The sequence below is a fragment of the Rhodococcus gannanensis genome (assembly GCF_042681175.1).
In the GTDB taxonomy this organism is placed as follows: domain Bacteria; phylum Actinomycetota; class Actinomycetes; order Mycobacteriales; family Mycobacteriaceae; genus Rhodococcus_G; species Rhodococcus_G gannanensis.
Genome location: NZ_JBHUFB010000020.1, coordinates 695,722 through 717,934 on the forward strand (window position 1 = coordinate 695,722; position 22,213 = coordinate 717,934).

Annotated in this window: 20 protein-coding genes and 1 pseudogene; 9 read left to right on the plus strand and 12 right to left on the minus strand. The window is 68.8% G+C overall.

Annotated features, from left to right (window positions below; all coding sequences use genetic code 11):
- Window positions 1-100: 100 nt before the first annotated feature.
- On the plus strand, window positions 101-1,204 hold the full coding sequence (locus ACFSJG_RS23975; RefSeq protein WP_378487723.1) for a CaiB/BaiF CoA transferase family protein: 1,104 nt from the start codon (window positions 101-103) through the stop codon (window positions 1,202-1,204).
- A 326-nt stretch (window positions 1,205-1,530) separates the two neighbouring features.
- Complete coding sequence (locus ACFSJG_RS23980; RefSeq protein ID WP_378487724.1) at window positions 1,531-3,156, plus strand: flavin-containing monooxygenase; 1,626 nt, start codon at window positions 1,531-1,533, stop codon at window positions 3,154-3,156.
- Window positions 3,157-3,210: 54 nt separating this feature from the next.
- Here the strand turns inward: ACFSJG_RS23980 and ACFSJG_RS23985 are convergent, their stop codons facing one another.
- Genes ACFSJG_RS23985 through ACFSJG_RS23995 form a run of 3 tightly spaced genes read right to left on the minus strand, consistent with a single transcriptional unit; the run spans window position 3,211 to window position 5,689 of the window.
- Window positions 3,211-4,035 carry an SDR family NAD(P)-dependent oxidoreductase gene (locus ACFSJG_RS23985; RefSeq protein WP_378487725.1) on the minus strand — a complete coding sequence of 275 codons (825 nt, stop codon included), beginning with the start codon at window positions 4,033-4,035 and terminating at the stop codon, window positions 3,211-3,213.
- An 11-nt stretch (window positions 4,036-4,046) separates the two neighbouring features.
- Entirely contained in the window at window positions 4,047-4,880 is an 834-nt protein-coding gene (locus ACFSJG_RS23990; RefSeq protein ID WP_378487726.1) for a mycofactocin-coupled SDR family oxidoreductase, read from the minus strand.
- On the minus strand, window positions 4,880-5,689 hold the full coding sequence (locus tag ACFSJG_RS23995; RefSeq protein ID WP_378487727.1) for a mycofactocin-coupled SDR family oxidoreductase: 810 nt from the start codon (window positions 5,687-5,689) through the stop codon (window positions 4,880-4,882). Before ACFSJG_RS23995 ends, ACFSJG_RS23990 begins: the two co-directional genes overlap by 1 nt.
- 231 nt (window positions 5,690-5,920) lie before the next feature.
- Here ACFSJG_RS23995 and ACFSJG_RS24000 point away from each other — a divergent pair, with 231 nt between their 5' ends.
- From ACFSJG_RS24000 to ACFSJG_RS24015, 4 genes are all read left to right on the plus strand, one after another.
- Entirely contained in the window at window positions 5,921-7,096 is a 1,176-nt protein-coding gene (locus ACFSJG_RS24000; RefSeq protein WP_378487728.1) for a Rieske 2Fe-2S domain-containing protein, read from the plus strand.
- A gap of 40 nt (window positions 7,097-7,136) precedes the next feature.
- Window positions 7,137-8,318, plus strand: coding sequence for an acyl-CoA dehydrogenase family protein (locus tag ACFSJG_RS24005; RefSeq protein WP_378487729.1), 1,182 nt, complete (start codon window positions 7,137-7,139; stop codon window positions 8,316-8,318).
- 44 nt (window positions 8,319-8,362) lie between these two features.
- Window positions 8,363-9,295: a biphenyl-2,3-diol 1,2-dioxygenase gene (gene bphC, locus ACFSJG_RS24010; protein WP_378487730.1), complete on the plus strand. Its 933-nt coding sequence runs from the start codon at window positions 8,363-8,365 to the stop codon at window positions 9,293-9,295.
- A 190-nt stretch (window positions 9,296-9,485) separates the two neighbouring features.
- Complete coding sequence (locus ACFSJG_RS24015) at window positions 9,486-10,277, plus strand: IclR family transcriptional regulator (protein WP_378487731.1); 792 nt, start codon at window positions 9,486-9,488, stop codon at window positions 10,275-10,277.
- A gap of 58 nt (window positions 10,278-10,335) precedes the next feature.
- Here ACFSJG_RS24015 and ACFSJG_RS24020 read toward each other — a convergent pair whose 3' ends face one another.
- Together ACFSJG_RS24020 and ACFSJG_RS24025 are read right to left on the minus strand one after the other, a co-directional pair.
- A complete protein-coding gene (locus ACFSJG_RS24020; protein WP_378487732.1) occupies window positions 10,336-11,037 on the minus strand; it encodes a PadR family transcriptional regulator in 702 nt (233 codons plus the stop codon).
- 113 nt (window positions 11,038-11,150) lie between these two features.
- Window positions 11,151-12,299, minus strand: a complete 1,149-nt coding sequence (locus ACFSJG_RS24025; RefSeq protein ID WP_378487733.1) for an RNA-guided endonuclease InsQ/TnpB family protein — start codon at window positions 12,297-12,299, stop codon at window positions 11,151-11,153.
- Window positions 12,300-12,660: 361 nt separating this feature from the next.
- On the opposite strand from ACFSJG_RS24025, the gene ACFSJG_RS24030 reads away from it, so the two are divergent.
- Entirely contained in the window at window positions 12,661-12,912 is a 252-nt protein-coding gene (locus ACFSJG_RS24030) for a hypothetical protein (RefSeq protein WP_378487734.1), read from the plus strand.
- A gap of 31 nt (window positions 12,913-12,943) precedes the next feature.
- Here ACFSJG_RS24030 and yczR read toward each other — a convergent pair whose 3' ends face one another.
- Window positions 12,944-14,431, minus strand: a complete 1,488-nt coding sequence (gene yczR, locus ACFSJG_RS24035; protein ID WP_378487735.1) for a MocR-like transcription factor YczR — start codon at window positions 14,429-14,431, stop codon at window positions 12,944-12,946.
- Between the two features lie 61 nt (window positions 14,432-14,492).
- On the opposite strand from yczR, the gene ACFSJG_RS24040 reads away from it, so the two are divergent.
- Both ACFSJG_RS24040 and ACFSJG_RS24045 read left to right on the plus strand, forming a co-directional pair.
- On the plus strand, window positions 14,493-14,735 hold the full coding sequence (locus tag ACFSJG_RS24040) for a hypothetical protein (protein WP_378487736.1): 243 nt from the start codon (window positions 14,493-14,495) through the stop codon (window positions 14,733-14,735).
- Between the two features lie 18 nt (window positions 14,736-14,753).
- A complete protein-coding gene (locus ACFSJG_RS24045) occupies window positions 14,754-15,350 on the plus strand; it encodes a methylated-DNA--[protein]-cysteine S-methyltransferase (RefSeq protein WP_378487737.1) in 597 nt (198 codons plus the stop codon).
- A gap of 24 nt (window positions 15,351-15,374) precedes the next feature.
- On the opposite strand, the gene ACFSJG_RS24050 is transcribed toward ACFSJG_RS24045, so the two are convergent.
- The 6 genes and pseudogenes from ACFSJG_RS24050 to ACFSJG_RS24075 all read right to left on the minus strand — a co-directional run bounded on the left by ACFSJG_RS24050 (window position 15,375) and on the right by ACFSJG_RS24075 (window position 22,147).
- Window positions 15,375-16,880: an MFS transporter gene (locus ACFSJG_RS24050; protein WP_378487738.1), complete on the minus strand. Its 1,506-nt coding sequence runs from the start codon at window positions 16,878-16,880 to the stop codon at window positions 15,375-15,377.
- 255 nt (window positions 16,881-17,135) lie between these two features.
- The gene (locus ACFSJG_RS24055) at window positions 17,136-18,812 is read right to left on the minus strand and encodes an FAD-binding protein (RefSeq protein WP_378487739.1); all 1,677 of its coding nucleotides are present in this window, start codon (window positions 18,810-18,812) and stop codon (window positions 17,136-17,138) included.
- Window position 18,813: 1 nt separating this feature from the next.
- Entirely contained in the window at window positions 18,814-19,197 is a 384-nt protein-coding gene (locus ACFSJG_RS24060; RefSeq protein ID WP_378487740.1) for a nuclear transport factor 2 family protein, read from the minus strand.
- Window positions 19,198-19,306: 109 nt separating this feature from the next.
- The gene (locus ACFSJG_RS24065; RefSeq protein WP_378487741.1) at window positions 19,307-20,227 is read right to left on the minus strand and encodes an alpha/beta hydrolase; all 921 of its coding nucleotides are present in this window, start codon (window positions 20,225-20,227) and stop codon (window positions 19,307-19,309) included.
- Between the two features lie 124 nt (window positions 20,228-20,351).
- Window positions 20,352-20,662 (minus strand): annotated as a pseudogene (locus ACFSJG_RS24070) (helix-turn-helix domain-containing protein); the annotation flags it as partial.
- A gap of 195 nt (window positions 20,663-20,857) precedes the next feature.
- Window positions 20,858-22,147, minus strand: coding sequence for an adenylosuccinate synthase (locus ACFSJG_RS24075; RefSeq protein ID WP_378487742.1), 1,290 nt, complete (start codon window positions 22,145-22,147; stop codon window positions 20,858-20,860).
- Between the last annotated feature and the right edge of the window lie 66 nt (window positions 22,148-22,213).

The following is a 22,213-nucleotide window of genomic DNA, read 5'->3' on the forward strand; positions in this document are numbered from 1 at the left end:
CCCGCGGCACACGGGTGATCAGGAAGCGGCTAACTTAGCGGGTGTTAAGTGCCGCGGCACTCGACTGACGACTGGCACGCACGACGAATCGAGGAGACCCGTGTCCGCAGAGAACCACACCAGCAAGGGCGGCCCGCTCGCCGGCATCCGAGTCATCGAACTCGCAGGTCTGGGCCCCGCACCGCACGCCTCGACACTGCTCGCGGACCTCGGTGCCGACGTCGTCCGCGTCCAGCGCGCCGGACAGCTTCCCTCCCCCGACCGTCCGCGGGACCAGATCCTGCGTGGCCGCCGGATCGCCGAGGCGAACCTCAAGGATCCGGCCGACCTCGACACGGTCCTCGGTCTGATCGAGCGCGCCGACGTCCTCATCGAGGGCTTCCGGCCCGGCGTCACCGAGCGGATGGGCCTCGGCCCCGACGCGGCACTCGAGCGCAATCCGCGACTGGTGTACGCCCGGATGACCGGCTGGGGCCAGGACGGTCCGCTGGCCCAGGCCGCGGGTCACGACATCAACTACATCTCCCTGACCGGCGTGCTGCACGCGATCGGCCGTGAAGGCGAGCGCCCCGTTCCGCCGCTGAACATGGTCGGCGACTTCGGTGGCGGCTCGATGTTCCTGATCATGGGCATCCTCGCCGCCCTCGTCGAGCGTCAGACGTCCGGCAAGGGTCAGGTCGTCGACGCGGCGATGGTCGACGGCACGGCAGCCCTGTCGCACATGATCTGGGCGTTCCGCGGCACCGGAGTGTGGTCGGACGAGCGCGGCACCAACATGCTCGACACCGGCGCCCCCTACTACGACACCTACGAGACGTCCGACGGCAAGTACATGGCGGTCGGCGCGATCGAGCCGCAGTTCTACGCGGAGCTGCTGCGCCTCCTCGAACTGGATCCGGCGGCGCTGCCCGGCCAGAACGACAAGGGCGCCTGGCCCGAGCTGCGCAAGGTGTTCACCGAGACGTTCCTGTCGAAGACCCGCGACGAGTGGTCGGCGATCTTCCTCGGCACCGACGCGTGCGTCTCGCCGGTGCTGACCTTCGCCGAGGCCCCGGAAAACGAGCACCTCGCGGCCCGCGGCACGCTCGTCGACCTGGACGGCGTCGTCCAGCACCGCCCCGCGCCGCGGTTCTCCCGCACCAACCCGGACCTGCCGTCCGCGCCCGCGACCGAGTCCACGGACCTCGGCAGCCTCTGGCGCTGACACTCCGCTCGCCTGGACGAGGGGCCTGCACCGATCAGCGGTGTGGGCCCTCGTTCGTCTCCACCGTCGTTCGGGCCGACCGATGCCGCGTCGACTCGTCCCTCCTGGTGGGAATCCTTCGATGGGGACTCGACGCCCCTCGTTCCAGCACGACCACCCAGGGTCGACCACGACCGCGTCGCACCGAGGGAAACGGCCCGTTGGGTGGGAGGACCCGATGATCGCGCAGCTCACCCCGACCTAGCGTGACCCCATCGCCTTGAACTGCGCAGATCGGGCCGCTCCGGCCTGGTTCACGCAGATTCGTTGTTGTGGAGGGACGTTCAGTGAACGAGTTGAAATCGGAGTCCGCCGTCACCGGGCAGGTCGACGTCGTCGTGGTCGGCGCGGGTATCGCCGGTGTGTATGCCGTGCACCGTTTCCGTGAGCAGGGCCTGACGGTCCGCGCATTCGAGACCGCCTCCGGCGTGGGCGGGGTCTGGTACTGGAACCGCTACCCCGGCGCCCGCTGCGACGTCGAGTCCGTCGACTACTCGTACTCCTTCTCCCCCGAACTCGAACAGGAATGGGACTGGAGCGAGAAGTACGCCACGCAGCCGGAGATCCTCGCCTACGTCAACCACGTCGCCGACCGCTTCGACCTGCGCCGCGACATCCGGTTCGACACCCGCGTCACCTCCGCCACACTCGACGAGGGCACCCTGCGCTGGACGGTGCGCACCGACCGTGGCGACGTCGTCTCCGCCCGCTTCGTCGTGGTCGCCGCGGGACCGCTGTCGAACGCGAACACCCCCGCCTTCGACGGTCTCGACACCTTCGCCGGCGACGTCGTCCACACCGCGCGGTGGCCACACGAGGGTGTGGACTTCACCGGCAAGCGGGTCGGCGTGATCGGCACCGGGTCGTCGGGCATCCAGTCGATCCCGCACATCGCCGAGCAGGCCGAGCAGTTGTTCGTCTTCCAGCGTTCCGCGAACTACAGCGTTCCCGCGGGCAACGCCCCGCTGGACGACGCCACCCGCGCCGAGCAGAAGGCCGGCTACGCCGAGCGGCGCCGGCTGTCCTGGGAGTCCGGCGGCGGTTCCCCGCACCGCGCGTACCCGAAGCCCACGCTCGAGACCTCCGAGGACGAGCGCCGCGCCGCGTACGAGGAACGCTGGAAGCTCGGCGGCGTCCTCTACTCCAAGACCTTCCCCGACCAGCTCACCGATCCGGCCGCGAACGACACCGCTCGCGAGTTCTGGGAGGAGAAGGTCCGCAGTGTCATCGACGATCCCGCGACCGCCGAACTGCTCATCCCCAACGATCACGCGATCGGCGCGAAGCGGATCGTCACGGACAGCGGGTACTACGAGACCTACAACCGCGACAATGTCGAGCTGGTGAACCTCAAGGTCGCGCCGATCGTCGGAATGGACGAGTCCGGAATCACCACGACCGCTGCGCATTACGACCTCGACGTGATCGTCCTGGCCACCGGGTTCGACGCGATGACCGGATCGCTGTCGAAGCTGGAGATCGTCGGCCGCGAGGGGCGCACTCTGGGCGAGAAGTGGGCGGCCGGCCCGGAGACCTACCTCGGTCTCGGTGTCGACGGGTTCCCGAACTTCTTCAACCTCACCGGCCCGGGCAGCCCGTCCGTGCTCGCGAACATGGTGCTGCACTCCGAACTCCACGTCGACTGGGTCGCCGACGCCATCGCACATCTCGACGCCCGCGGCGCGGCAGCGATCGAGGCCACGCCCGACGCGGTCTCCGCGTGGGTGGACGAATGCCGTACCCGGGCGGAGTCGTCGCTGCTGAACACCGCGAACTCCTGGTACCTCGGCGCCAACATCCCCGGCCGCCCGCGGGTGTTCATGCCGTTCCTCGGTGGCTTCTCGACGTACCGCGAGATCATCGCGGAGGTGGCAGAGTCCGGTTACAAGGGCTTCGACATCCACGCGCACTGACACGAGAATGCGGATGGGGCCGGTCCTTTCGGGACCGGCCCCATCCGCGTTCGCTCAGTTGCGCCCGTCGAACAACGCGTCGGGGCGGAGTTGCTCACCCAGTACCCGGGCGCGCTTCGCGGCAAGCCGCTCGAACGACTCGGGGTGCGTGAGGATCCAGAACTCGTCCCGCGCGATGCCGTCGAACAGCAGCGTCGCGGCCACGTCCGGCGTCATGCCCTCCCGGATCTGTTCACGCCAGAACACGGTGTCGGCGGCGGTGACCTCGTGGGTCGGGGCGTCCTCGAAGATACGCGTCGCGACCTGCCCGGGACTGAACACCGACACCGTGATCTGCGGGAACACCTCGGCGCATTCGAGATAGAGGCTCTCGGTCAGGGCCTGGACGCCGTGCTTCGACGCCGCGTACGCCGTCATCCGCGGGGTGATCGCGATTCCGCCGACCGAGCAGGTGTTGACGAGGTGGGAGCGCCGCGGGTCGGCGCCCATCCGCGGCACGAACGACCGGACACCGTGGAAGACGCCGAGCAGGTTGACGTCGATCACCCGCCGCCACTCGTCGGCGGGCACCTCCCACGTGACGCCGAGCGACTCGAGGCCGGCGTTGTTCAGCAGCACCGCCACCTCACCGAACTCGGCGTAGGCGGCGTCGGCGAGCGCGTCGACCGCTGCCACGTCTCGGACGTCCGTCGGTACTGCGAGCACCGCCGACCCGCGGGATCGCAGGTCGGCGGCGACCGCGTCGAGGCGCTCGGTCGCGACGTCGGCGAGCACCACGTTCATCCCGAGCGACGCGGCGTGGCGTGCGGCGGACTCGCCGATCCCGCTGCCCGCACCGGTCACGACCGCCGTGCGCCCTCGGAGTTCGTCGAGTTGCACTGTTCTCCTGCCTATTTCACACAGTGGCCGGCGTCGACGGGCAACGTGACACCGGTGATGTAGCGGGACTCGTCGGAGGCGAGGAACAGGCTCGCGTTCGCGATGTCCTCGGGTTCGATCATCGCGACGGGGAGCAGGTGCATCGACCGGGTGCCCGCCTCGAACTGCTCCTGGGTCGGCTCGGCAACCCCGGGGCAGAACGTCCGCATCGTGGATTCGTTCTGGATCATGGGCGTCCGCGTGTTCGCCGGATGGATCGTGTTGACCCGCACACTGTGCGGCGCAAGCTCGTTCGCGAGCGACTTCATGAGGCCGACGACACCGTGCTTGGCGGCGGTGTAGTGTCCGACGCTCACCAGTCCGCGCAGGCCCGCGATGGAGCTGACCATCACGATCGAGCCGCCGCGGCCCCCGTCGACGATGTGCGGGATGCCCGCCTTGCAGGTCCGCCACACGCCGGTGAGGTTGACGTCGACCATCGTCTGCCAACGCTCCTCCGGCATGTCCACGGCCGGTCCGGACGAGCTGATCCCGGCGGTCGCGCAGACGACGTCGAGCCGACCGAGCGCCTCGACGCCGGAATCGACCGCGTCGGTGAGTGCCTTCTGGTCGCGGACGTCGACCTCGAACGCGCAGATCTTCCGGCCGAGCGTCTCCACCAGTCTCACCGTCTCCGCCAGGTCCGCCGGCGATGCCCCGGGAGTGGTCGAGTGCTCGACGGGCGCGCACACGTCCACGGCGATCACATCGGCACCCTCCTGCGCGAACCGCACCGCCTGCGCCCGGCCGATGCCGCGTGCGGCGCCCGTGACCAGCGCGACCTTGCCTTCGAGACGTCTGTTCATCACGCCACCTTCTGGGATTGACCGGCGTCGACGACCATCTGCAGGCCGGTGACGTACCGGGATTCGTCCGATGCCAGGAACAGCACCGCGTTGCTCACGTCGACCGGTTCGACCCACGGCACCGGGAGCAGCATCCGCCGCGAGAGCACCTCCGCGACGTCGGCCTCGGTCGGGTTCTCCAGGTCGGGCCGCAGCCGGGCGAACGTGGTCGGGTTGAGGGTCATGGGTGTCGCCACCGCACCCGGATGGACCGTGTTGACCCGGATCGACCGCGCGCCCAGTTCGTTCGCGAGGGTCTTGGCGAGACCGGCGGTCGCATGCTTGGCCGCCGAGTAGTGCGATGCCCCGGGGACGGCCTTGATCGCGGCCGTCGAACCGACGACGACCACGGAGCCGCCGGCCGGACTCATCTCGGCGACACCGGCCTTGACCGTGTGCCAAGTGCCGGTGAGATTCACGTCGATCGACCGGTTCCAGACGTCGTCGTCGATCGTCCACGACGGCCCGGGGTTGTCGCAGATTCCGGCGTTGGCGACCACGGTGTCGAGCGGCCCCAGTTCCCGGACGCCGGCCCGGACGGCTGCGGTGAGCGCGTCGAGGTCCCGGACGTCGGCGGTTGCCGTCACCGCGCGGCGGCCCAGCGCCGTCACGAGGCGGGCGGTCTCCGCCAGGTCGGCCTCGGAGCGCTCCCCGGGGACGTCGATCGCGAGGACGTCCGCGCCCTCCTCCGCGAGGCGGACCGCGTGCGTGCGCCCCATTCCCCTGCCTGCGCCCGTGACGAGCACGACCTTGCCGGCCATTCGCTTCATGTTTCGTTCCTTTCGCCCGGGCCGCGACGCTAGCCACCCAATCGCGCTCGGCAGCAGATGTTCTCCCACGTGATGGGAGGTACCGGTGTCCCGGGTCCTCGTTCGTGAGCGGAGTTCCATCCAGCGGGAAAGCCTCTTACCCACCGGTCGGGACGCCGAGTTCCATGAGCCGCATCACAGGGCAGCCCCCTGACGGCCCCACATCGTCCCTTTGACGGCACGGAGGAACACATGTCGCTCGCCACCACACCACCGGCCGGTTCGGCCGACAACACCGAGATCCGCGAGATCGAGGCCGCGGCAGCGCCCGCGCGATTTGCCCGCGGATGGCACTGCATCGGACTCCTGCGCGACTTCCGGGACGGCAAGCCGCACCCGATCGAGGCGTTCGGCACCAAGCTCGTCGTCTTCGCCGACAGCGAGGGCAAGCTGAACGTCCTCGACGCCTACTGCCGGCACATGGGCGGCGACCTGAGCCAGGGCACTGTGAAGGGCGACTCGATCGCCTGCCCGTTCCACGACTGGCGCTGGGGCGGCAACGGCAAGTGCACCGACATCCCCTACGCCCGCCGCGTCCCGCCGCTCGCCCGCACCCGCTCGTGGACGACGCTGGAGAAGAACGGGCAGCTGTACGTCTGGAACGATCCGCAGGGCAAGAAGCCCCCGGCCGACGTGACCATCCCGGACATCGAGGGCTACGGCAGCGACGAGTGGACCGACTGGAGCTGGAAGACGCTGCGTATCAAGGGGTCGCACTGCCGGGAGATCGTGGACAACGTCGTCGACATGGCGCACTTCTTCTACATCCACTACTCGTTCCCGCGCTACTTCAAGAACGTCTTCGAGGGTCACACCGCGACGCAGTACATGCACTCGACCGGCCGCGAGGACGTCATCTCCGGCACCAACTACGACGACCCCAATGCCGAGCTGCGCTCGGAGGCAACGTACTTCGGTCCGTCGTACATGATCGACTGGCTCGAGTCGGATGCCAACGGCCAGACCATCGAGACCGTGCTCATCAACTGCCACTACCCGGTCAGCAACGACGAGTTCGTGCTGCAGTACGGCGCGATCGTCAAGAAGCTGCCGGGCCTGTCCGACGAGATGGCGGCGGGGATGGCCGCACAGTTCGCCGAAGGCGTGGAGACGGGCTTCGAGCAGGACGTCGCGATCTGGCAGAACAAGGCCCCCATCGACAACCCCCTGCTGTCCGAGGAGGACGGCCCCGTGTACCAGCTGCGCCGCTGGTACAAGCAGTTCTACGTGGACGTCGAGGACATCACCGAGGACATGACCACGCGGTTCGAGTTCGAGATCGACACCACCCGGGCCGTGTCGAGCTGGCAGCAGGAAGTCGACGAGAACGTCGCGAAGCAGGCCGAGGGTTCCGCCGCGAACTCCTGACCACCAGCCGTCGAACCACCTGATCAGAAGGATTCACACCATGAGTTACGAAGTTCTGGCCCGCATCGAGGCGGCCTCGGACGACATCTTCCTCGAGGGCATCGAGGCGGAACGCATCGGCAAGGTCGCCGACGCGACCGCCAAGCGCATGAAGGAGGCCGGTTCGATCCGGATGCTCCAGCCGAAGGAGCACGGCGGACTCGAGGTCCACCCGCGCGAGTTCGCGGAAACCGTCATGCGGATGGCGTCGCTGAACCCGTCCGCGGGCTGGGTGCACGGCATCGTGGGCGTCCACCCGTGGCAGCTGGCGTTCGCCGATCCCAAGGTCCAGCAGGAGGTCTGGGGTCAGGATCAGGACACCTGGCTCGCATCGCCGTACATGCCCGCGGGCCTGTGCGTACCGGTGGACGGCGGATACACGTTCTCCGGCAAGTGGTCGTTCTCGTCGGGAACCGACCACTGCGACTGGGCATTCCTCGGAGCGATGGCGTGCAACCCGGACGGCAGCATGGAGATGCCGCCCCGCATGCTGCACGTCATCATCCCCCGCACGGACTACGAGATCATCGAGGACTCGTGGGACGTGATGGGCCTGCGCGGCACCGGATCCAAGGACCTCGTCGTCAAGGACGCGTTCGTGCCTGCCTACCGGGTCATGGACGGCGATGCGGTCATCGACGGCACCGCGGTGCGCGAGTACGGCCGCACCGAGACGCTGTACCTGATGCCGTGGTCCACGATGTTCCCGCTGGGCATCACGTCGGCGACGATCGGCATCTGCGAGGGTCTGCTGCAGCACGCGAACGACTACCAGCGTGAGCGCATCAACCCGCAGGGCACCGCCGTCAAGGACGACCCGTACTCGATGTTCGCGATCGGCGACGCCACCGCGAAGTTGCAGTCCGCCCGGGATTCGTTGCTCGCCAACGTCGATCGCATGTGGGATCTGGTGGACGCCGGGAAGACCCCGACGTTCGAGCAGCGCGCCGCCGGCCGCGAGACCCAGGTGAACGCGGCCTGGCAGGCCGTGACCGCGATGGATCAGGTCTACGCGCGGTGCGGCGGCAACGCCCTGCGGATGGACAAGCCGATGCAGCGCTTCTGGCGTGACGCGCACGCGGGCCTGCACCACGCGATCCACGTGCCCGGCACCGTGTACCACGCAGCGACGCTGAGCGGACTGGGCGTCGACCCGCAGGGCCCGCTCCGCGCGATGATCTGACCCGCCGAATCCACACCATTCGAATCGACAACGGAGACAACACAATGACGAACCCTGATCTCGGCGGATTCGGCACCGACATCCGCGGCCTGGGATACGTGAAGATCCAGACCAACGACATCGAGCGCTGGCGCACGTTCGCCTTCGACGTGCTCGGCTTCGCGCAGGGCACCGGGCCGGACGAGAACGCCCTCTACCTGCGGATGGACGAGCGCGCAGCCCGCATCGTCGTCGTGCCCGGTGAGACCGACGAGGTCGTGACCGTCGGCTGGGAGGTTCGCGACCACGCCGCGCTGGTCCGGGTCACCGAGGCCGTCGAACGCGCAGGCATCGCGGTGAAGCCGCTCTCGCTCGAGGAGGCGGACGCCCGCCGTGTCGAGGAGGTCGTGACCTTCCAGGATCCGGCCGGAACCACCCTCGAGGTGTTCCACGGCGCCGTCCTCGACCACAGCCCCGTCGTCACGCCGTTCGGCGCCAGGTTCGTCACCGGCGCACAGGGTCTCGGCCACGTCGTGCTGCCGACGATGGACCCGAACGGCACCTTCGACTTCTACACCGACGTGCTCGGCTTCCTGCCCCGCGGCGCCTTCCGGATCCCGGCTCCGCCGGAGTTCGGCCCGATGCGCGTGCGCTTCCTCGGCGTCAACCAGCGCCACCACAGCCTGGCGCTGTGCCCCTCCCCGCACGGCGGCGCTCCCGGCCTGGTGCACATCATGGTCGAGGTCGACACCCTCGACGCCGTCGGCCAGGCACTCGACCGCGTCGTGAAGGACGGGTTCTCCGTCTCGTCGACGCTGGGTCGCCACACGAACGACAAGATGGTGTCCTTCTACGTCCGCGCACCCGGCGGCTGGGACATCGAATTCGGCACCGAGGGGATGAAGGTCGACGAGGCGCACTACTCGGCCGAGGAGATCACCGCGGACAGCTACTGGGGCCACGACTGGTCCGGCAGCGAACCCCTCGCGGCGATGTAGCGACCGCGAGCAGACCCGCACCCCGAAGGGGGGCGCGACATCCGTCAGGACGTCGCGTCCCCCTGCTCGCGTTTCAAGATCTTTGGTGATCCACTTCACAATCCTCCGATTCTGTGCGAGTATTCCTAATCGAAATACCCATGCCAGATGGGTCTCGCGGCGCACAGCGTCAGGATTGAGGGAGACTTCCATGACCGCACCAGCAACCACCGACTCGACTCCCACCGCGGTTCTCGACCGGGTGTCACTGCTCCTCGACACCTTCGACGGGCCCGGGCGGCTCACCCTCTCGCAGGTCGTCGAGCGGACCGGTCTGCCGCGGTCGTCGGCGCACCGGATGCTCGAGCGCTTCGTCGCCATGCGGTGGCTGCGGCGCGACGGCCGTGCGTACGAGCTCGGCACCCGGCTGATGGAACTCGGGTCGCTCGCGCTGCACCAGAACCGCCTCCACGCCGCCGCCGCACCGATCCTCCAGGAGCTCCACCGCGTCACCGGATACGTCGTGCACCTCGGCGTCCTCGACGGGTCCGACGTGCTCTACCTCGACAAGATCGGCGGCCGGCTGGCGGCGGAGCTGCCCACCCGCGTCGGCAGCCGCTACCCGGCCCGCAACTCGGCGATCGGCAAGGCGCTGCTGGCCTACACGCCGGGCCGCACCGACGACCTCACCGGATTCACTCCCGAACTCCGCAAGGTCCGCGATCTGGGCGTCGCCTACGAGGTCAGCCAGATCTCGGGAGGCATCAGCATCATCGCCGTCCCGATCGGCCCGGTCGGCGGCGTGCACGCCGCGGTGTCCATCTGCGGACCGACCAGCCACCTCAAGTTCGACCACCGCCACGCGTCGCCGGTTCGCATGGCCGCGAACGCAATTGCGCACTCACTGGCGGGGCGCGGCGGGGGCACCGGCCCCATCGCGCACCGCAACCGGCTCCAGAGCCTGCCCACCGCGGCCACCGGACTGCGTGCGCAGTACGCCTGACCGTTCACGGGTTCGAGCATCGCGACGCCGAGCCCTCGCGGTGCTCGAACGGGGACGCTCAGCCCTCGCGGTGCTCGAGCCCCTCGACGAAATCCTCGACGTCCCGCCAGGACCCGGTCACCTCGGGGAGCGGATTGCCCATCTCGTCCCGTTCCCGGACGCGGGAGTACTCCTCGGCGGCCTCGTCGATGTCGTCGAGGATCTGCCGGGCGAGGTCGACCTCGGCCTGGAAGTAGCGCTCGGCCCAGATCAGGCTCATCTTCGAGAACGCCCAGGACGGTTCGCGCGTCGCGTGGTTGCCGTGCAGCTTGGCCCGTTCGCGCATCGACTCCATGTTCTCGATGTGCGACCGGACCAGGACCTTGAGCTGTTCGGGCTCGTTGAGATGCCCCATCCACAGCCGCAGCATCAAACCGTGCTTGAGGACGGGCTGCTCCACCGGCGCGTCCCGGGACCAGTTCCGCACCGCCCCCGTGCCCTGCTTCGTGATGCGATAGACGCGCCGTCCCCGCTCACCGGGTTCCGACACCACCTCGGACTCGACCAGACCGGCCTTCTCGAGCCGCTTCAGCTCGGCGTAGATCTGGCTGATCGACGGGCTCCAGTAAAAGAATCCGATGCTCCAGTCGGCCCACTTCTTCAGGTCGTACCCGGTGAGTCCCTCACCGAGGGTGAGCATGCCGAGGACGGCCCAACTGGTCGCGGGGAGCGACGGGTACCCGTCTTCGGCGGCCGCTGCGGCAGGCTCGGTCTCGGACATGAGCGAAGACTAACAGCCCAGTTGACGCCCTCTCCGGCCTGAAGGCCAGAAATTCCTACCAGCGCCGGCGGCGCTCTCGGTGGGTTCCTGTTTCATCGAGTCGCGCTCCCCGCTCAAGCGGGAAGACTTACCGTCTCTCCGCAGGCGTTTCGCCTCTCCGCCCGTCCGGCGGCGAGGATGTTTCGTGCAGCATTCAGGTCGCGGTCGTGGACTGCCCCGCAGGTGCACGTCCATTCCCGAACACGCAGGGGTTTCTTCCCACCCAATTCCCCGCATGCGGAACACATTTGGGTGGATGGAAACCAGCGGTCCACCTTGACGAAGGTTCGCCCATACCGGGTGGCCTTCTCCTCAAGCAGCCGGGTGAAAAGGCCCCATCCGGCGTCGTGGACGGATTTCGCCAACCGGGTCCGTGCCAGACCCTTCACGCACAGATCCTCGACGTACACCGCTTGGTTCTCGCGGATGATCGTCGTGGACTGCTTGTGCGCGAAGTCGAGCCGGGCATCGCGAACCTTGGCGTGTGCCTTGGCGACGCGCAGACGTGCCTTGGCCCGGTTGTTCGACCCCTTCTCTTTGCGGGACAGGTTCCGTTGCGCCTTACGGAGTGCGCGTTCGGCACGGCGGAGGAACTTCGGGGAGTCGACGATCTTCCCGTCGGACAGGACCGCGAACGTGGCCAAGCCGAGGTCGATACCGACCTCCGACTCGATCTGCGGGAGTGGCTCGTCGGCGACCTGCACCACGAACGACGCGAAATACCGGCCGCTCGCATCCTTGACGATCGTCACGCTCGACGGCTCGGACGGCAGATCCCGGGACCAGCGAACCGTCACGTCCCCGATCTTCGGCAGCCGCAACGTCCCACCGTCGGTGATCCGGAAGTGCGCGTTCGTCGTGAATCGGATCGACTGCCGGTTGTCCCGGCGGGATCGGAACCTCGGCGGGCCGAGTTTAGGGCCTTTCCGCTTGCCGGTGATCGAGGCGAAGAAGTTCCGGTATGCGGTGTTCGCGTCCGCCAATGCCTGCTGCAACACCACCGACGACACCTCGGACAACCACGCCCGCTCCGGTGTCCGCTTCGCGGCGGTGAGGGCTTTCGACAACTCGGCGTCCTGTGGATACGGCAAGTCGTCGCGGCGTGCCTGCTCACGTGCGGCGATCGCATCGTTGAACACCACCCGCGCACACCCGAACGCCCGAGCCAGCGCATCCTGCTGGCCGGGCGTCTGATAGACGCGGTACTGGTACCGAAGCTGCACGAACCCCAACCTAACCGCGGGATACGACAACATCGGCGGACCTCGCGGGGCCGGAAGACGCGACGCCGGCGGCCACGCCCGCACGACGCCGTTTCGACCGACTGGCGTGCGGCGCGCCCGGTGCCGCGGCGGCGCATCGAACAGCCCAGCGGTCCCGCCGAAGGGCACGCTCGGCCCTGGCGGGCCTCCCCGCGTCCGCCTTCACCTCCGCAGTGAACGACGGAGCACTAGCGGACATCCGGTAGCCAGCCAGCGGGAACGACCCGCACAGCGGTACGACCCCTCCCGCTCCACGGGAGCAGAAGGTCCGAATCGACCGCGTCGTGACTACCGTCGCGGACACAACCAGGAGGTCCTGATCATGGAAAGCGTCAGCTGCAACACCTGCGGAAACCGAGTCCTCGTCGAGAAGTACAGCGAGGCGCACACCAGCATCCAGTGGCTCGACGACGTCGACGGCGCCTGCCCGCGTTTCGCCGAGACGCACACCCGGGACGGACGCGCCCGGGTACCCACCTGCCGCCACCTGCAGGAGAGCATCGACGGACTGGTCCTGTCCGGACAGATCGGGATGTCCCTGCGCAGCTACCCGGTGCCGGGCCGACTCGAATAGGGCCGCACCGGTTTCCGCCCGCAGCGGTACGTCAGACGATCACGGGGACACCGGCACCGACACGCGCCTCGCCCGCCAGACCGCGGTAGGCGCCCGCGAGTCCACGCACCGCGGCACGCAGTTCGTCCTCACTGCGCGCATAGGGCAGACGCAGATACCGCTCGAAAGCTCCGTCGAGACCGAAACGCGGACCCGCCGCCACCTGCACACCGTGACTCGGTGCGGTCGCGGCGATCGCCGTCGACAGCGGAGCCGGCAGGTGCACCCACAGCGCCATCCCGCCCGGACCCGGATCACAGCGCCAGTCGGGCAGCTCGACGGACAACTCGTCCAGGAGCGCCGCACGCTGCGCGCGCAGCCGGTCCCGGCGCGCGGGCAGCACCGCTTCGGGATCCGAGAGCAGCTCTGCCGCAACGATCTGTTCGACCACGGCGGATCCGAGATCCAGCGCCGATCGGATCGCGAGCAGCGCGTTGATCGTGGACACGTCGGCACGGATCCAGCCGATCCGCAGTCCGGACCAGTACGCCTTCGACATCGAGCCGACGGTGATCACGTCGGCTCGGGCGCCGGCCGCGAACCGGGCGACCGGCGTCGGGGTGGGCGCATCGAGCCCGAGGTCCGTCATCGTCTCGTCGATCACGAGCGTCATGTGGGTGTCGCCCGCGAGGCGGACCAGTTCGGCCCGACCCGCGTCGTCCAGGCAGAAGCCGGTGGGATTGTGGAAATCCGGCACCAGATAGGCGATCTTGGCCGCGGTCTGTCGCGCGGCGGCACGCATACCGTCCAGGTCCCAACCCTTCGACTCCAGTCGCAGCGGGACCGGAACCGGCCGTGCGCCAGTGCGTTTGATCGCCTCGATCGCGTTGGTGTAGGTGGGATGGTCGATGAGGATGCGGTCGCCCGGCGACGCAAGGAGCGCCAGGACCAGGACCAGCGCCTGCTGCGCTCCGGTCGTGATCATGATCTGGTCGGCGGTCGTCGGAACGCCGCGGTCCCGGTAGCGCCGCGCGACGGCCTCGCGCAGCACCGGGAGCCCGACGGATTCGAGACCCGTGGTGTGCAGGTAGGCAGGCAGTTCGAGCAGTGCGTCGGCGTAGGCGTCGCGGATCCGGTCCGCAGGCGCGGACATCGCCGCACAGGTGAGATCGACGACGGACGACCGGACACCCATTGCCTCGCCCTGCACGCGGGAGGGCGTCGAGCGGCTCGGCGCGGACGGCGCCGCGGGCAGCGTCACCGTGCTGCGTGACCCCTGCCTGCTGACGAGATAGCCGTCCTCGCGCAGCGCCGCGTAGGCGGAGGTGATGGTGGTGCGACTGACGTCGAGTACGACGGCGAGGTCGCGCTCACTGGGCAGTGCCACCCCGATCGGGATGCGCCCGTCGGCGACGAGCAACCGGATGCCGTCGGCGAGCGCGCGATAGCCGGGGCGGCGGCCGTGCCTCCCGCGGGCGTCGTCGGACTGCCAGTGCCCGAGGTCGCGGGCGAGGGTGGCTGCTCCGATCACGCGTGTCATGCAGACCAGTATTGCCAAAGTGGCCATTTTCAGCAAGGCCAGTTGTCCGCACGATGGAGCCATGACCCCCATCCTGACCTTCCTCGCAGTCGTCGCAGTCGTCACCGCGGTCGTCCTCGTCCGCCGCGACCGCGGCGCCCCGATCTTCCACCTCGATCAGTTCCGACCTGCTGCACCACTCGTCGGACGACTGCCGGAGACGTACGACGCCGACCGCGCCTATCGCGACCTGCACGCGGTCGCGTCGCGCTCCGAGCCGGGCATCGCCACCGGCCGCACACTGGCAGCGGAGCAGTCCAGTTAGCGATAACTGGACTGCTCCATGGGGCGCGGTGTCGGCGGTGGCGGCCATACTGACGACGTGACAACACTTCGGTTCGCCCTCTTCGACACCGCGCTCGGCCGCTGCGGCCTGGTGTGGGGCGACGGCGGCATCGTCGGATTCCAGCTACCCGAGGAGACGGACGACCGGACGCTCGAACGGCTGCGGGAGTGCTTCCCCGACGCCGCGGAGCATGTGCTGGACTCCACCGTCGACGCGGTCGCGCGGCGCGTCACCGCACTGCTGGCCGGCACCGAGGACGGCGCGGGCTCGTCCGACGACCTGACGGACGTCGACCTCGACCTGACCGGCCTCCCCGACTTCGACCGTCGCGTCTACGCCGTCACCCGTGCCATCGCACCGGGCCACACCCGCACCTACGGCGAAGTTGCCGCGGCGCTCGGCAGCCCGGGCGCGGCACAGGCGGTCGGACAGGCGTTGGGCCGCAACCCGATTCCGGTCATCGTGCCGTGCCATAGGGTGCTCGCCGCGGACGGAGCCGTCGGCGGGTTCTCCGCGAGCGGCGGCACCGTCACCAAGCGGGCGCTGCTCGCCGCCGAGCACACCCCGGGGTTCGGCGAACCGACCCTGTTCTGACACAGGGCGGCCGCCTCCCCACGGTCAGTCCGCCACGAGGACGGGAGCGGGAGCGTTTCCGTCGACACCCGGGAGGGTGACCTGCTCGATCCGGCGCGGCAGGGCGAACGCGACGACCGCACCCAGTACCGCGGCGACGGCGCCGATGAGGAACGCCACCTGGAAGCCTGCGTCGGTGTAGAACACGACGCCCTGGGTCATCTCCGGCGGGATCGGCGCGATGTACGAGTTGTTCATCACCGTGAACGCGACGACGGGAAGCACGGCCGGGAACACCGACTGGAACACGCCAACGATGCTCGCGGTACTCGCCTGCAGCTGCGGCGGGACCGCCTCGATCAGCAGGTTCGGAATGGACGCGTACGCCATGCCCATGCCGGTGCCGAACAGTCCGGCGAAGACGATGAGCAGCGCCTTGCTGTCGTGCGACAGCGCCACGCACACGAAGCCTGCGGCCATGCCGAGCATGCCGATCGCCATCAGCGGCCGCGGGCGGGCTCCCCGGCCGACGAGCATGCCCACGACGACGCCACCGACGACCACCATGCCGCCGATCGGCGCCTGGAAGATCGCGAATCCTTCGGCGCTGACCCCGAATCCGTAGCCGAGACCGAGGACCGCGGGGGTCATCGCGAGCATCGGCAGCAGCATCGTGAACAGACCACTGGCTCCGTAGCAGAAGCCCGCTCCGACGGCGGTCAGCAGCACCGGGCGGCGACCGAGGACGTCGAGGTCGATCAACGGTTCACGCACCATGCGCGCCGACACCAGCCAGGCGACGATCAGTGCCGTGCCACCGAGCAGGTACGCCAGGGTCGACCCGCTCGTCCAGCCCCAGGTGGGACCGAAGCTGACCGCGACCAGCACACCGGCGATGCCGGCCCCGAGGAGCACCGCACCGATCAGGTCGACGCTCGACCGCAGCCGAACCGGGGACTCGTCGGTCGTGACCAGGATCAGGGCGCCGAGGACCACGAGGCCGATGACGAAGAACCAGAAGATGCTGCGGAATCCGTGGTTGTCGATGAGCCATCCGGTGAGGAACGGGGCGGGGATCGCGATGAGCCCCATGCCGCTCGTCGCGATGCTCACCGCGAGCGCGATCGTCTTCGGCGGAAACACGTCCCGGATCAGCGAGTAGCTCAGGAACAGGCACGGCACCAGCAGACCGGACAGGGCCCGGCCGGCGATCAGGACCGCGTAGCTCCCGGCGACCGCGGACACCAGTGATCCGGCCGCAGCGACCGCCACGCAGGCGATCAGCAGCCTGCGCTTGCCGTACATGTCGGCGAGCTTGCCGATCAGCGGCGCGGTGACGGCGCCGACCAGGAGGAACGACGTCAGCAGCCAGGCGCCCTGCGTGGTCTGGTAGTGCGCGGATATGGCAGGCAACGCCATCGAGAGCATCATGTAGCTGACCGCGAGCATCTCGAGGAGCAGCACGATCGAGGCGAGCGAGAGAACCAGGCGGGGTGTCCACCGCTGGGCCGAGGCGTCCTCCGGGGGCCGGACCTGACTTGCGTTGACCATGGGGTTTCCTTCCACTTCGAGATCCCGGCACATCCGCCCTTCCGGGCGCGACACCGAGAGGCGTTGTCGACGAGGCACATTCACGGATCCGTGAATCGTGTAGCCCACATCACACTGGCGGCACCGGGTGACGTGCCAGACACTGTTCCGCTGGGCGGGAAGTGCGCCTTCCGGACACAGAAAGGTCCCCGATTCCGCAGCCGCCCAACGGGAATGGGCGGTCACGGAACCGGGGACCGGAAGGGTGGAGCTGGTCTAGCGAGCCGGCGGCACCCCGCCACCGGCGGCGTGGCGGGCACCGACGTAGCCGAAGACCATGGCGGGACCGATGGTCGCGCCCGCCCCCGCGTAGTCGTGGCCCATGACGGCGGACGAGGCGTTGCCCGTGGCGTACAACCCCTCGATCACCGATCCGTCCGCGCGCAGCGCCCGGGCGTGCTCGTCCGTGACGACGCCACCCTTGGTGCCGAGATCGCCTGCGGCCATACGGACCGCGTAGAACGGGCCGGTGTCGAGGACGTCGAGGGCAGGGGCGGGCAACGTCGGGTCGCCGTAGTAGTTGTCGTATGCGCTCTCGCCGCGACCGAAGTCCTCGTCCCGGCCTGCGCGGGCGAACCCGTTGAACCTCGCCACCGTCTCCGACAGCTGCGACGCGGGCAGCCCGATCGCGGCGGCGAGTTCCTCGACGGAATCCGCCCTGTGCATCAACCCGGTCGAGTACCACGACTCCGGGAACTTCTGCCCGGGCATCACGCCGCCGAACTGGTAGCGGTTCTTCGCCTTTCCGTCGAAGAGGAACCAGATGGGGTCGTGCCGTCCGGCGATCTGCTCGTGGACGAACGTCACGTACGGTGCCGCCTCGTTGGTGAACCGCCGTCCCGACTGGTCGACGATGATCGACCGGGGAATGGACCGCTCCGACACCAGCACGTGCATGATGCCGTCGGGCCGCCGGAAGGACGGCATCCACCAGGCGTCGTCCATCAGATCCAGTGCGGCGCCGACCTTCTCACCTGCAACGATGCCGTCACCGGTGTTGTCGACCGATCCCGCGCTGTAGTTGTCCTTGCCGCCCTCGCGGAGGTACTTCTTGCGCAGCTGGTCGCTCTGCTCGAACCCACCGCTCGCCAGCAGTACACCCTTGCGCGCCCGGACCCGCAGGTCGACACCGCCGCGGCGCACGACCAGTCCGGTCACCAGACCGGACTGGTCGGTGACCAGTTCCCGCATCGGGCTGTCGAGCCACAGCGGAACGCCCGCGTCCTTCACCGCCAGCCGCAGGCGGCCGATCAGCGCCTGACCGAGGGTCTCCATGTGCCGGCGCAGCAGGATGCTGGTGAACGCGCGCCACCCGGTCGCGAGCGCGGCCCGCCGGCCCGCCCACGTCCGCATCACCATGTTCAGCTTCACGAACTCCTTGGAGGTGATGTACAGACCCGCAGGGGTCGCCAGCGCGCCCGGGCGCAGCTGCTTCTCGTCCTCGCCGAGCTGCTTGAGGTCGAACGGGAGAGGCTCGATCGTGCGTCCCCGCGGGCGGCCGGCCGGCTTCTCCGGGTGGTAGTCGGAGTAGCCCTCGCACCACTGGAAGCGAAGATGCGGGCTCGTCGCCTCCAGGAAGTCCATCATGACCGGCCCCTGGTCGACGAAGGCGTCGAGATTGGCCGCGGGCACGCGGTCGCCGACGACGGCGTCGAGGTAGCGCCGCACGTCCTCGCGGGAGTCCGCCAGTCCCTCGCGACGGAGCGTCGGGTTGTTCGGAATCCAGATGTTGCCGCCCGACAGCGCGGTGGTGCCACCGTAGACCGACGCCTTCTCCACGACGAGGGTGTCCAGGCCGGAGTCCTGTGCGGCGAGGGCGCCGGTGAGCCCACCGCACCCGCTGCCGACGACGACGAAATCGACTTCGTGATCCCACTTCTCGTTCGCGGTCATGTCACTGCTCCCCGCTGGTGACGGCCATGTCGGCCGGAGACCACACCGCTCGCATGCTCGTGATGCGCGCCTGCTCGTCGAAGGTCATGACGTCGATCGGCTCGACCGTGACGGTCTGACCCCCGGCTTCGGTGACGACCCGGAAGTGGAACGCGGCGGTCGTGCCGGCCACCTTGAGCGCCAGCAGCTCGGTGCGGCGCGGGACGGAGTCGAGGGCCGAGTAGAACTTCTCGATCGCCTCCCGGCCGACGGTGGGTTCGCTGCCGACCGGATCCTCGAGGGTCGCGTCGTCGGTGTAGAGGGCGGCGATGTCGGCGGAGGTGCCGTTCGCGACCGCGTCCAGATACGTGGACACCGCGGTACGGACGTCGTCTTCGAAGGCCATGTGATGACTCCAGTGTGTCGAGGGGTACTGCGACGGAGACGGTATTCACGTTCCCCGCCGCCCGGCTGCACGATCTCCCACCGAGCGGGAGATCGGCGCCGGGCGCAGTTCAGGACGTGATGTCTCGAATGTCCGTCCACGCCTGCGACCTGGCACGTTCTGCGAGGTCGAGGGGCAGCGTCATGAAACCGTGAATGGCGCCGTCGTAGCGTCTATGGGTCACCGGAACACCCTGTTCGGCAAGGGCATTCGCGTAGTCGTCCCCCTCCGATCGCAGCGGGTCGCAGCCCGCCGTGACGACGACCGCCGGAGGCAGGGCGGACAGGTCCTCCGCGTGCAGCGGGCCTGCGTAGTGGTGTGCGCGGTCGGTCTCGTTCGGTACGTACTGGTCCCAGTACCAGCGCATCGCGGCACGGGTGTTGTAGTGCCCGGTCGCGAACTCGGTGTAGGACTGGGTACCGAAGTCGGCTCCGATCACCGGGTACAGCAGCACCTGCGCGGCGACTGCGGGGCCGGATCGGTCACGCGCCATGAGCGCGGTCACCGCGGCGAGGTTCCCGCCGGCGCTGTCACCGGCGACCACCAGCCGATCGCCGCCGAGTGCCTCCCGCTGCGCGGAGGCCCAGCACAGCACCGCGTACACGTCCTCGGCGGCCGCGGGCCACGGGGACTCCGGTGCGAGGCGGTAGTCCACCGACACCACGACGGCGCCGATCCCGTTGGCGGCCGCCCGGCAGAGGCCGTCGTGGGTGTCGAGGTCACAGAACACGAATCCGCCGCCGTGCGCGAACACCACGATCGGACATGGGGATTCGATCTCCCCCGCGGGGTGGTAGATCCGGACCGGGACATCCCCCGCCGGCCCCGGCACGGTCCGCTCCTCGATCCGGGCGACCGGCTCGGGGTTCTCCGGCGCCCGGTACCGTGCCCGGACCGCGCCCCGGGCCTCCGCACCGGTCATCGTCTCGACCCGCGGAAATCCCGCGTCCAGCACCTCGAGCAGCACCGCGACCTCGTCGTCCATGCTCATGCGATTCGTGTCTCCTTCGTTGTCAGGACGCGGCCGCCGAACGGCCGTGTCGACTGCGGGTGCGGCGAGCCACTCTGCACGCCGCGCCAGATTCCGAGTGCCGCGAGCCGCAGGGGTGCGGCCATACCACTCCGCCGGTCACCCGGTGCAGCTCGTGCAGCATCGGCAGTGCCGCCGGTGCAGCCGGTCCTGGTGCACTGCGATCGACCCCAGTTCGACCAGTCGCATGCCCAGTTCGTAGGCACTTCCCTGTCTGCCGAGCCATCGCAGGCGGACGAGTCGGTCGAGCATCCGGTGCACGGACGAGCGCGGCAACCCGGTCCGCCGCACCACCTGGGCGAGGGTCAGCCGACCGGGGCCGTCGAAGGCGTCGAGAACGAGCACCAGCCGGTCCAGGGTGGCGGTCGGTGCGCAGGGGGCCACAGTGGTGGTCATCGGCATCCTCCGAAGATCAGCGGCCGGCGCTCACGTCTACAGCCGCGCTATTTCTATTAGGAATATCGATATTGGTACCACGTCGTCGTGACCCCTGTCACATGCCGGGCTGCGGAAGACGCAGAAGACCCCGGACCGAAGGATCGGTCCGGGGTCTTCTGCGGTCACGGCCGGCGAGCCGGCAGCGCCGTGAGGTCAGGCCAGGATGTCGTGCCGGACGATGGTCTCGTCGCGGCCCGGTCCGACGCCGATGCAGGAGATGCGGGCACCCGACAGCTCTTCGAGGCGCAGGACGTAGTTCTGCGCGTTGACGGGCAGTTCCTCGAAGGTGCGGCAGTGCGAGATGTCCTCCCACCAGCCGGGCATCTCCTCGTAGATCGGCTTGGCGTGGTGGATGTCGGTCTGCGTCATCGGCATCTCGTCGTAACGGACGCCGTCCACGTCGTAGGCGACGCAGATCGGGATGGTGTCCAGGCTCGACAGCACGTCCAGCTTGGTGAGGAAGTAGTCGGTGATGCCGTTGACACGGGTTGCGTAGCGGGCGATCACGGCGTCGAACCAGCCGGTGCGCCGTGCGCGGCCGGTGGTCACGCCGACCTCGCCGCCCTGCTTCGCGAGGTACTCGCCGTGGTTGTCGAACAGCTCCGTCGGGAACGGGCCGGAGCCGACACGAGTGGTGTACGCCTTGAGGATGCCCAGAACCGTCGTTATCCGGGTGGGGCCGATACCGGACCCGACGGCCGCGCCACCCGAGGTCGGGTTCGAGGACGTCACGTACGGGTAGGTGCCGTGGTCGACGTCGAGCAGGGTGCCCTGCGACCCCTCGAGCAGCACCGTCTCGCCACGCTCGAGCGCGAGGTTCAGCTCGAGGCGGGTGTCGGTGATGCGGTGCTTGAAGCCCTCCGCCTGCTCGAGCACCTCCTCGACGACCTGCTGCGGGTCGAGGGCCTTGCGGTTGTAGATCTTCGCGAGGACCTGGTTCTTGAACTCCAGGGCGGCCTCGACCTTCTGGGTGAGGATCTTCTCGTCGAGGACGTCGGCGGCGCGGACGCCGACGCGCGCGATTTTGTCCTGGTAGCAGGGGCCGATGCCGCGGCCGGTGGTGCCGATCTTCTTGGCGCCGAGGAAGCGCTCGGTGACCTTGTCGATGGCCACGTGGTACGGCATGATCAGGTGCGCATCGGCCGAGAGCAGCAGGTTCGACGTGTCGACGCCCCGGTCCTCGAGGCCGGCGAGCTCGGTGAGCAGCACACCCGGATCGACGACGACACCGTTGCCGATGACGTTCTTCACGCCCGGCGTGAGGATGCCGGACGGGATCAGGTGCAGCGCGAACTTGTCACCGTTCGGGAGAACGACCGTGTGACCGGCGTTGTTGCCACCCTGGTACCGCACCACCCACTGCAGGCGGCCGCCCAGTAGATCGGTAGCTTTGCCCTTACCCTCGTCGCCCCACTGGGCTCCGATCAGGACGATTGCCGGCATGACGTCTCCTAGAGTCGACAGACTTCTGCGCATCTCAGCGCAGAGGCCAGCCGTCCGTGGACAGTG